At 61.0% G+C, this 11,283-nt stretch carries 5 protein-coding genes; 3 read left to right on the top strand and 2 right to left on the bottom strand.

From position 1 onward, the window contains the following. Window positions 1–56: 56 nt before the first annotated feature. On the bottom strand, window positions 57–1,385 hold the full coding sequence (locus tag RHM56_RS20125) for an MATE family efflux transporter (protein WP_322235363.1): 1,329 nt from the start codon (window positions 1,383–1,385) through the stop codon (window positions 57–59). Window positions 1,386–1,757: 372 nt separating this feature from the next. On the opposite strand from RHM56_RS20125, the gene RHM56_RS20120 reads away from it, so the two are divergent. Further along, on the top strand, window positions 1,758–6,650 hold the full coding sequence (locus RHM56_RS20120; protein ID WP_322235360.1) for an alpha-2-macroglobulin: 4,893 nt from the start codon (window positions 1,758–1,760) through the stop codon (window positions 6,648–6,650). Window positions 6,651–6,765: 115 nt separating this feature from the next. Here RHM56_RS20120 and RHM56_RS20115 read toward each other — a convergent pair whose 3' ends face one another. Beyond that, window positions 6,766–7,059, bottom strand: a complete 294-nt coding sequence (locus tag RHM56_RS20115; RefSeq protein ID WP_322235356.1) for a hypothetical protein — start codon at window positions 7,057–7,059, stop codon at window positions 6,766–6,768. Window positions 7,060–7,175: 116 nt separating this feature from the next. Between RHM56_RS20115 and pbpC the strand changes: the two genes are divergently transcribed. Together pbpC and RHM56_RS20105 are read left to right on the top strand one after the other, a co-directional pair. Then, on the top strand, window positions 7,176–9,488 hold the full coding sequence (gene pbpC, locus RHM56_RS20110; RefSeq protein WP_322241822.1) for a peptidoglycan glycosyltransferase PbpC: 2,313 nt from the start codon (window positions 7,176–7,178) through the stop codon (window positions 9,486–9,488). A 302-nt stretch (window positions 9,489–9,790) separates the two neighbouring features. Then, a complete protein-coding gene (locus RHM56_RS20105; protein ID WP_322235354.1) occupies window positions 9,791–11,188 on the top strand; it encodes a collagen-like triple helix repeat-containing protein in 1,398 nt (465 codons plus the stop codon). The last annotated feature ends 95 nt before the right edge of the window (window positions 11,189–11,283 follow it).

Below are 11,283 nucleotides of genomic sequence, written 5' to 3'. Positions count from 1 at the left end.
CGTCTCGCGATCTTTTGACCCTTAAAAGATCGCGAGGCAAGCTCGCTCCTACAGGGTTATGGGGTAAACCAGCGGATTCGCGTCGCGTATAGCCCCAGAATCACGCTGCGCAGCACCATAAACAACAGAAAACTTATCCACAGCCCGTGGTTGCCATCGCCATGCAGCGCCAAGGCGACGGGGAAGGCGATGACGACGCTGATCAGCATCGCATTGCGCATTTCGCGGGCGCGAGTGGCGCCGATAAACAGCCCGTCCAGCAAGTAACTCCACACTGCAATCAGCGGCAAAACGGCCAAGTACGGCAAGTACTGGAAGGCAGTTTCGCGCACGCTCGCAATGTCGGTTTGCATCTCGATAAACAGGTGCCCGCCGAACACAAACAACAGCGCAAACAGCACGCTGGCCAACAACGACCAACCGCAGGCCACCACCATTGAACGGCGCAACGCCGTGCGATCGCGGGCGCCAATGGCATGCCCGCACAGCGCTTCAACCGCGTGGGCCAGGCCATCCAGTGCGTGAGCCGCCAACAGCAACCCATTGAGCAACAGCGCATTGGCCGCCACGGTGGCATCGCCCAAGCGTGCGCCTTGCACGGTGATGGCAAAAAACACCGATTGCAGCAGCAAACTGCGGATAAAAATATCGCGGTTAACCCCCAGCAGCGGCTTCCAGTTGTGCCAGATACGCAGTGCGGCCCAGACCAATGTGCCCGGATACGCCCGCAATGCGCCGCGTGTCAGCCACAGGCCGAGCAGGGCGCCGCTCCATTCGGCAATCACTGAGGCTCGCGCGGAGCCGACCACGCCCCAGTCCAGCCCGAGGACAAACCACACGTTGAGTCCGATATTGATCAGGTTGGTGGTGAGCAAAATCGCCAGCGGTGCCCGCGCGTTCTGCGCGCCTAAAAACCAGCCGACCAGTGCATAACTGGCCAAGGCGGCAGGCAAGCCAAGCAAGCGGGTATGGAAAAAATCCAGCGTCAGCGCATGCAGCTCGGCCGAAGGCTGCATCACACTCAAGGCCACGCCACTGAAAGGGATCGCAATCGCCCCCAGAAAGAGCGAGAGCAGCATCGCCAGCAACAAGCCTTGCAGCAGAATTTGCCGTAATGCGGTGCCGTCATTGCGCCCGGCGGCTTGTGCGGCAAAGCCGGTGGTGCCCATGCGCAGAAAACCCATCATCCAGGCCAGGAAGATATACAGACTGGCGCCCACCGCCACCGCGCCCAATTGGTGAGCGTGGGGCAAATGGCCGATCACGGTGCTGTCGACCAGCGCCACCAGTGGCACGGAAATATTCGACAAAATCATCGGCGCTGCCAGCGCCCACACCCGGCGATGGGTCGGGCGGTCGCGCCAGTCAGCTAATAGGGAAGACATGCAGGCTCCTTTGGGGAGCGGCATTGTAGAGCGAATGTCTGCCCCGTAGGAGTTGCTGAAGATCGATGGCGCGCAAACTCGTAGCAGCTGCCGAGCCTGCGAGGCTGCGTCCGGCTGCGTAGCAGTCGTAGAATCAAGCACTGCGGTGTGTCAGTTAAACTCTGCACTTAGGGTTTACGATCGCTTCGCAATCGGACGTAGCCTCGCAGGCTCGTCAACTGCTACGAAATCGGCTTGCTGCACACCATTGAATCTCCCTCGCGGGAGCAGAGAACCCATTGCGCATTCCCAGGTCAATCTGACCAGCGCGTCAGCCGTTCGCGCCACGCTGTTATATAGTCGCCCCTTCACTGCCCTGTAAATGAGTACACCATGCTTAACAAAGGACTGTTCCTGGCTTGCGCGCTGGCGCTGCTGAGCGCTTGTGATTCTTCTTCATCCGGCAAACCCGAGACGGCGAAGCCGGTGGCGGCTGCGCAGGCGGCCAAGCCGGTGCAAGACCCCAAGGTGCTGGCCGAGCGCTACGCTGGGCGCCCGTTAAGCGTGGTGGATGTCTCTGAAGTGCAACTGGACGGCGCCAGCACGTTGTCGGTGAGCTTTTCGGTACCGCTGGATGCGAAGCAGAATTTCGCCGACAAATTGCACTTGGTCGACGCCAAGACCGGCAAGGTCGATGGCGCTTGGGAACTGTCGGATAACTTGATGGAACTGCACCTGCGCCATCTCGAACCCCAGCGCAAATTGATCCTCACCGTTGACCCCGGCCTGCGCGCCGTCAACGACGCCACCCTGGCCGCCGAGTACGTGAGCCGCCTCGAAACCCGTGATCTGCAACCCACTGTCGGCTTTGCCAGCCGTGGCAGTGTGCTGCCCAGCCGTTTGGCCGAAGGCTTGCCGGTGATCGCGCTGAATGTCGATAAAGTCGACGTCGAATTCTTTCGGGTCAAACCCGAGTCGCTGCCAGCGTTTCTCAGTCAATGGGGCCGCAACAGCAGCCTGCAAAGTTACGAAGCCAAGGACCTGCTGAGCATGGCGGATCTGGTGTACGGCGGGCGCTTTGACCTGAAGCCTGCGCGCAATACCCGCGAAACCCTGATTCTGCCAACGTCGGGGATCAAGCCCTTGCAGCAGCCGGGCGTGTACCTGGCAGTGATGACCGCGTCGGGCAGTTACAACTATTCAACCCCGGCCACGCTGTTCACCCTCAGTGACATTGGTCTTTCCGTACACCGTTATCAGAAGCGTCTGGACGTGTTCACCCAAGCGCTGGAAGGCGGAAGTGCGCTGGCCAATGTGGACCTGGAGTTGCTTGACGGCAAAGGCAAAATGCTGGCCCAGGGCAAAACCGATAAACAAGGGCATGCCGAACTGGCCTTGCCGCCCAAGGCTGAAGTGCTGGTGGCACGACAGGGCGATCAGACCAGCGTGTTGCGCTTGAATACGGCGGCGCTGGACTTGGCCGAATTCGACATTGGTGGCCCGCAAGCGCACCCGCTGCAATTTTTTGTGTTTGGCCCGCGCGACCTGTATCGACCTGGTGAGGCGGTGCTGCTCAATGCCTTGCTGCGTGATCGTGATGGCAAACCGGTCAAGCCGCAGCCGGTCAGCGTTGAAGTGCGCCGCCCGGACGCGCAAGTCAGCCGCAAGTTTGTCTGGGAGCCGGACGCGTCGGGTTTCTATCAATATTCGCTGCCCTTGGCCGGTGAAGCGCCGACCGGGCGCTGGCAGTTGGTGTTCGATCTGGGCGACGGCAAGCCGCAGTTGTACGAGTTTTTGGTCGAAGACTTCCTGCCGGAGCGTCTGGCGCTGGAGCTTAAAGGCAGCGATAAACCGTTGAGCCCCGAGCAGACCGCTGACATTCACGTCAATGGCCGCTACCTGTACGGCGCCCCGGCTGCCGGCAATCGCTTGAGCGGGCAAGTGTATGTGCGTCCGTTGCGTGAGGCGGTCGGTGCGTTGCCGGGTTACCAGTTTGGCTCGGTGACCGAGCCTGATCTGACGCAAGACCTGGAGCTGGACGAAAGCGTGCTGAACGCTGAAGGCCAAGAAACCCTCAGCATTGAAAGCCAGTGGAGCGAGGTCAAGTCGCCGTTGCAACTGATTGTGCAGGCCAGCTTGCAAGAGTCGGGCGGGCGCCCGATTACTCGGCGTCTGGTGCAGCCTGTGTGGCCTGCGGACCGGTTGCCGGGGCTGCGCGGGTTGTTTGAAGGGACTGAAACCAATGGCGATGGCCCGGCAGAATTTGAGCTGCTGGTGGCCGACAGTCAGGGCAACAAGCTGGCGGCTGAAAACCTTAAGGTACGGCTGGTGCGCGAGCGCCGCGATTACTACTGGAACTACTCGGACAGCGACGGCTGGAGCTATCACTACAACGAGAAATTTCTGAACCTCAACGAAGAAACCGTCAACCTCAACGCCGGAGAAACCGCCAAGGTCAGCTTCCCGGTGGAGTGGGGACCGTACCGGGTTGAGGTTGAAGACCCGAAAACCGGCTTGGTGAGCAGCCTGCGCTTCTGGGCTGGTTATCACACTCAAGACAACGCCGAAGGCGGCGCCGTGCGGCCGGATCAGGTCAAGCTGGCACTCGACAAAGCCGCGTACGGCGATGGCGACACGGCCAACGTCACCGTCACCCCGCCTGCTGCTGGCAAAGGCTATTTGCTGATTGAAGGCAGCGATGGGCCGTTGTGGTGGGAAGAGATCGAAGTCCCGGCTGAAGGCAAAACCTTCGCCATCAAGCTCGACCCAAGCTGGGTGCGGCACGATCTGTATGTCAGCGCGCTGGTGATTCGTCCCGGCGAGCGCAAAACCAACATCACCCCAAAACGTGCGGTCGGCGTGCTGCATCTGCCACTGGATCGCACGCAGCGCAAGTTGGCGCTCACCCTCGACGCGCCGGAAAAAATGCGCCCCAAGCAACCACTGACGGTGAAAATCCAGGCTAAAAACGCTGACGGCAGCATTCCCAAACAAGCCCACGTACTGCTGGCGGCAGTGGACGTCGGGGTGCTGAACATCACCGATTACCCAACCCCTGACCCGTACGCCAGCCTGTTTGGGCGCAAGGCGTATGGCGCCGATCAACTGGATATTTACGGGCAACTGATCGAAGCCGGGCAGGGCCGTTTGGCCAGCCTGGCATTCGGCGGTGATGCGGCGCTGGCCAAGGGCGGTAAACGGCCTGCGACCAGCGTCACTATCGTCGCGCTGCAAAGTGCGCCGGTGACCTTGAATGCGCAGGGCGAAGGTGAAGTCAGCGTCGATATTCCGGACTTTAACGGCGAGCTGCGTGTGATGGCCCAAGCCTGGACCGATGACCGCTACGGCATGGCGCAGGCCAAAACCGTGGTCGCCGCGCCGTTGGTGGCCGAGTTGGCTGCGCCGCGCTTTTTAGCGGGGGGTGACGAGACCCGGCTGGCGCTGGACCTGTCCAACCTCACCGATAAATCGCAAAAGTTGGAGGTGAAACTGAACGCGGACGGCCAGCTCAATCTGCTGGGCGAGGCCACGCAGAACGTCACGCTAAGCCCCGGCCAGCGCAGCACCTTGCAGATTCCGGTCAAGGCGCTGGGCGGTTTTGGCTCGGGCGTGGTCAAGGTGACGGTGAACGGCCTGGACCTGCCGGGCGAAACCTTGGCGCCCTTTAGCCGCGAATGGACCTTGGGCGTGCGCCCGGCGTACCCGGCGATGCTCAAGCACTATCGCACCGTGCTCAAAGATCAGCCGTGGAGCTTGCCCGAAGGCGAGTTGCAGGCGTTTGAGCCATCCGGGCGCGAAGCCTTGTTGAGCTTATCGAGCCGTCCGCCGCTTAACCTGGGCGAGCAGATTCGTGCACTTAAGGCGTATCCGTATGGCTGTTCCGAGCAAACCACCAGCGGCCTGTACCCGGCGTTGTATGCCGATGCGGCATTACTCAAACGCTTGGGCCTTGAGGGGGATTCGGACGCCGAGCGCACACGTAAAATCGAACTCGGTATCGAGCGCCTGCTGGGTATGCAGCGCTACAACGGCAGTTTTGGCCTGTGGGGAGCAGACGGTGAGGAAGAGTATTGGCTGACCGCCTATATCACCGACTTCCTGCTGCGCGCCCGTGATCAAGGCTACGCCGTGCCCGCTGAGGCGCTGAAAAAGGCCAATGAACGGCTGCTGCGTTATGTACAAGAGCGCAACTTGATCGAAGCCGATTACAGCAACAATCTCGATCACACCCGTTTTGCCGTGCAGGCCTATGCAGCCTTGGTGTTGGCCCGCAGTCAGCAAGCGCCGCTGGGTGCGTTGCGCAGTATTTTCGAGCGCCGCAGCGATGCGCGCTCAGGCTTGCCGCTGGTGCAACTGTCGATTGCCTTACAGAAGATGGGCGACCAGCCGCGTGCCGATCAGGCCTTGATCGCGGGGCTGGCGGCCAAGCGCAAAAACGATCAATGGCTGGGCGACTACGGCAGCCCGCTGCGTGATCAGGCGCTGATTCTGGCACTGCTGGAAGAGAACAACCTGATGAACGATCAGCGTGAGCAGCGTCTGTTTGAACTGTCAGATGTGTTGGCAGAGAGCCGTTGGTTGTCGACTCAGGAGCGTAATTCTTTGTTTCTGGCGGGTCGCGATCTGTTGAGCAAACCTGAGCCCAACTGGTCGGCGCAGCTCACCAGCGGCGATCAAACCCGCGAGCTGAATAACAACCAGTCGGGCCTCAAACTCGACGGCCCGATGCTGGCGCCGTCGTTGACCTTGCGCAATGAAGGCAGCGACGCGGTGTATCAACAGCTGACGATTTCGGGTTATCCACAGCAGGCCCCGGTTGCGGGCGGCGAGAACATGAGCATTCGCCGTGATTACCTGGGCATGAATGGCGAACCGCTGAATATCAAAAACCTGAAAAGCGGTGATCTGGTGTTGGTGCATGTGGCGGTGACGGCCAAGCAGCCAGTGCCGGATGCGTTGGTGGTCGATTTACTGCCAGCGGGTCTGGAGCTGGAAAACCAGAACCTTGGGCAAAGTGCCGCCAGCCTTGAAAACGCCAGCACCGAGGTCAAGCAATGGCGCGAGTCGATGCAAAATTCCAGCGTGCAGCATCAGGAGTATCGCGATGACCGTTACGTGGCGGCGCTGAAACTGGAGGGTTATGGCACTGCGCACTTGCTTTACTTGGCCCGCGCCGTAACGCCGGGGACCTACCGCGTCCCGCCGCCGCAAGTGGAATCCATGTACCGCCCGAACTGGCAGGCGGTCGGTGAAACACTGGGAGACATGGTGATCAAGGGAAGGTAGTCGTGTTTTTGTAGCCGCTGCCGCAGGCTGCGATAAGGGCCGCAGGACCTTCGTTTTTAGAGGGCCGCTGCGCAACCCATCGCAGCCAGCGGCAGCGGCTACAACACGCGTGTTTTTAGCTGATAATCCAGCTCAACACCCACAAGCCGAGCAGCAGCCAGATCACGCCGCCGATGATCGAAGCACGCATGAAGGCGCGCACGGCGTTGTAGAGAAACAGCAGGCCGATCACCAGAAGGGCGATGCTGATGATTGAGGTGTCCATGCCCAGCGCGCGACCAAGGCCCTCTATAAAGTTGCCGCCCGCGTGGCTGAGGCCGCTGAAAATGCCACTCAACCCTTCAACGATAAAGCGAATGATGGCCCCGAACATTTGCCCCAGGCTCTCGAAAAATCCTTCAACGTGCATGTGTGTGTCCCGATGAATAAGGCAGCCACTGTGCCAGAGATAAGCCTTGGGCTGCTATGCATGACGCGTAGTTCCGTTAAGGATTGGGCGGTTTGAGGCTTAATTTGAAAAAAACTCTGTGCTGGGCGGCGGGCAGCCTGTTGCTGGTGGTTGCGTTGCTCTGGCTGGCCGACCGCATCTGGCCGCTGCCTTTGCCCAAGGATGATTTGGCCCGCGTGGTGCTGGCCGAAGACGGCACGCCGCTGTGGCGTTTTGCTGATGCCAATGGCGTGTGGCGCTACCCGGTGCAGACGGGGGAGGTGTCGCCGTATTACCTCGACGCGTTACTGACCTACGAAGACCGCTGGTTTTATCAGCATCCTGGGGTCAACCCGCTGGCGCTGGGCCGCGCCGTCTGGCAAAACCTCAGTGGCGGGCGGGTGTTGTCGGGGGGCAGCACGTTGTCGATGCAAGTTGCCCGTTTGCTGGATCCCCATGAGCGTACGTTGCCCGGCAAGTTGCGCCAGTTGTGGCGCACGGCGCAGTTGGAATGGCATTTGTCGAAGGATCAAATCCTCACGCTGTACCTCAATCGCGCCCCGTTTGGCGGCACCTTGCAAGGTGTGGCGGCGGCCAGTTGGGCGTATCTGGGCAAGTCGCCGCAGCAACTCACACGTTCCGAAGCCGCGTTATTGGCGGTATTGCCGCAAGCGCCGAGCCGTCTGCGCCCCGATCGTCACCCCGAACGTGCGCAAGCGGCGCGCGATAAAGTGCTGCGCCGTCTGGCCGAGTATCAGGTGTGGCCGCAGGCCGCGGTCGATGAAGCGCTTGAAGAACCCTTGCTGCTGGCACCGCGGCTGGAGCCGAGTCTGGCCCCCTTGCTGGCGCGGCGTTTGAATCGCCCGCACAGCCCGCCGCTGATTCGCACCACGCTGGATGCCAGCTTGCAGCGTCGCCTTGAAGACCTGCTGCTGGGCTGGCGTGCCCGTCTACCCGAGCACACCTCGGCGGCGATCATTGTGGTCGAGACTGAAACCATGGCCGTGCGCGCCTACCTGGGCTCGGTCGACATCAATGACGCGCGGCGCTTTGGCCATGTCGACATGATCAACGCCTTGCGCTCGCCGGGTTCGACGCTCAAACCGTTCTTGTACGGGATGGCGATGGATGCTGGGCTGATCTACTCCGAATCGCTGCTGCAAGATGTGCCGCGTCGTTATGGCGACTACCGGCCGGGCAACTTCTCGATGGGCTTTAGTGGGCCAGTGTCGGCCAGCTCGGCACTGGCTATGTCACTTAACTTGCCGGCGGTGCAACTGCTTGAAGCCTACGGGCCTAAACGTTTTGCGGCGGACCTGCGCAACGGCGGATTGCCGCTGAGTTTGCCTGCCTTGGCCGAACCCAATCTGGCGCTGATTCTGGGGGGCGCGGGGAGCCGCCTGGAAGACGTGGTCAGCGGCTACAGCGCGCTGGCCCGTGGCGGCAACAGCGCTAACCTGCGTCTGCAGCCGCAAGACGAGTTGGTCGAGCGGCGCATGCTGTCACCGGGTTCGGCGTGGATCATTCGACGCATTCTGAGTGGGCAGGCGCGCCCTGATCGCGACCCGAGTGCCGAGTTGGTACAGCGCCCGTCATTGGCGTGGAAGACCGGCACCAGTTATGGGTTTCGCGATGCATTGGCGATTGGTGTGGGGCCGCGTTACCTGATTGGCGTATGGATTGGCCGCCCGGATGGCACGCCGGTGCCGGGGCAATTTGGCCTGGCCTCGGCTGCGCCGCTGATGCTGCAAGTGCACGATGTACTGAGCAATCGCGACAGCCAGCGGGGCATTGTCGCCCCGATACAGCCGGTGCCGAGCACGGTTGGGGTGGCCGCGATTTGCTGGCCGCTGGGCCAGCCGCTGAGCAAAAGTGACCCAAACTGCCGCCGTCAGCGCTTCGCCTGGACGCTGGACCACACCACGCCGCCGACCTTGTTGGCGGCCGACCAACCGCTGGGTGTGGGTTTGCGCGAAACCCTCTGGGTCGACCCGCAAGGCCTGCGAGTCGGCCCGCAATGCCCCGGCGCGCAACAGCGCGAAATCGCGTTGTGGCCTGCACCGCTTGAACCCTGGCTGCCACGGGTTGAACGACGCGAAGCTCGCTTGCCGCCTGCCTCGACAGACTGCCCGCCACCGGCCTTGAACGCCGTTACCACGTTGACGATCGTCGGCGTGCGAGAAGGCGACCGCCTGCGGCGCCCTGCGGCGAGCCAAGCCTTACTGCGCTTGGCGTTGTCGGCGTTGGGCGGTGACGGTCGCCGCTGGTGGTTCCTCAACGGCGCGCCGCTGGGCGACAGCGGGCACCAGGAAACACTCAACACCACCCTCGATCACCCGGGTCGATACCAACTCAGCGTACTCGACGAAAGCGGGCAAACAGCCCGGGTCGAATTCAGCGTGGTGGAATAGGAACTGGCCCGATCCGCCAAAAAACCAAATCAATTAGCGTTATATCGTTAGTGATTAATCGGTGCGCGTGCACAAATAACAAAAAATCAGCCATTGATTTATAAGTTCTTTTAACGCGTAACCCTCCCAAAGTATTAATCATTAAATGCACTAAGACCCTTGGATATATAAGGGGTTAATACCAAGTTGTGAATTGTTCTGGTCCCCACGCAGCGTAGATATGGTCACACGGACGAACGTATCTCTGACGTTAGAGCAGAGAGCTTTCGAACTCAGGCGAATCAGGTGCAAGGGAACACATCATGAACACTCAACTGTGGTTAAAAACAAGTACAGCCCTACTGTTGGTGATGACTGTCAGCCTCGCGGGCTGCCATAGCGGCGGTGGCGGGTCCAAAAGTCATGTTGAATCGAGCACGCCAGATGGCGGCACGGGTGGCACAGGCGGTGGTGACGGCGGTACCGGTGGGGGTGATGGCGGCACAGGCGGTGGAAATAACGGTGGCGGTAACAACGGTGGCGGTAATAACGGCGGTGGCAACAATGGTGGTGGAAATAACGGCGGCGGTAACAATGGCGGCGGCAACGGCGCCAGCAACACGCCTCTGGTCACCGGCCAGGTGGTTGCTCAGGTCGGCACCGCTGTCGGTGGCGTAGGCACGACGGTCAGTGGTTTGGGCTCCACGTTGACGACGGTGCCTGTCGTGGGTGCGGCCGGTGGTCTGGTCACCAATACCGGCAATGCGGTGACGTCCATCAGCGATGGTTTGAAAGGCCTGGGCACGCTGGGCACAGATAAAGACTCGCTGGGCCTCACTGTCGCTGGCGCAACCAATGCGGTGGCTGATGTCGGTAAAGGTGTGTCCTCGCTGGGCCAAGGTGTCAGCGGCTTGCTCGACAACACGCCGATCAGCCAAATCCCGTTGGCGGGCGACTTGACAGGCAAGGTCACAGGCGTGGCGGGTGGTCTGGTGGACAAAGTTGGCACAACCGTCACCATGCTCGGCAACACGCTGACTACTGATGTCACCAGTGGCCAATTGGGCAAAGTCACCGGAACGGTCAATGACAAAGTACTGGTGCCCGTGATTTCGCTGGTCGAGAAAACCACGGGTCAAGTGGGCACTGCAACAGGGTTGGGAGCCCCCGTGGACGGTGTCTTGAACAAGGTGGGCGGTGTGGTGACCGGCCTCGGCAATAAGGTGACCACTGTCGGCGATCAAAACCCGGTAACCACGTTGGTTGGGGGGGCATTGGTCGGTGTCGGCGGTGTGGCTGACAAGGCCGGTGGTTATGTGAACCCGGCGCCTGGAACAGGCACGGGGACTGGCACCGGACTGGGTGGATTGCTGGGCGGTGTGACAGGTGGCTCGGGTACCGGCACTGGCGCTGGTGGCGTGGGCGGCTTGTTGGGTGGTGTTGCAAGTACAGTCGGTGGTGTTGTGGGTACTGTCACCGGTTCAGGTGCTGGCGCAGGAGGTGTTGGCGGCTTGCTGGGCGGTGTGGGTATTGGAGCAGGTGTGGGTGTAGGGGCGGGTGTCGGTGCAGCAACAACCACCTCGGGCGCAGGTGTTGGCGCTGGAGCGGGGGCTGTTGCAGGCGCGGGTGCCGGTGCTGGTGCAAGTTCGGGTACAGGTTTGGTCGGTGGCTTGGTTGGGGGAGTGATTGGCGGGTTAGGCAACTTGGGCAAGAAGAACTAACGAAATTGCACCTGGCCGGTTCGACGGCCATTCCTACAACGCCTACGCTTGGTTGGGACGAGAGATTCATTTGGATCTCTCGTCTTTTTTCATGT

This window comes from Pseudomonas sp. CCC3.1 (genome assembly GCF_034347405.1).
GTDB lineage: Bacteria > Pseudomonadota > Gammaproteobacteria > Pseudomonadales > Pseudomonadaceae > Aquipseudomonas.
Note: the sequence above shows the minus strand (reverse complement) of the source record. Positions and strands in the feature narration are given on the sequence as shown.

What these genes read in the sequence shown, in the direction of transcription:
- RHM56_RS20125 (WP_322235363.1), bottom strand. Translation starts at nt 1,385, where the DNA reads ATGTCTTCCCTATTAGCTGACTGGCGCGACCGCCCGACCCATCGCCGG.
- RHM56_RS20120 (WP_322235360.1), top strand. Translation starts at nt 1,758, where the DNA reads ATGCTTAACAAAGGACTGTTCCTGGCTTGCGCGCTGGCGCTGCTGAGC.
- RHM56_RS20115 (WP_322235356.1), bottom strand. Translation starts at nt 7,059, where the DNA reads ATGCACGTTGAAGGATTTTTCGAGAGCCTGGGGCAAATGTTCGGGGCC.
- RHM56_RS20105 (WP_322235354.1), top strand. Translation starts at nt 9,791, where the DNA reads ATGAACACTCAACTGTGGTTAAAAACAAGTACAGCCCTACTGTTGGTG.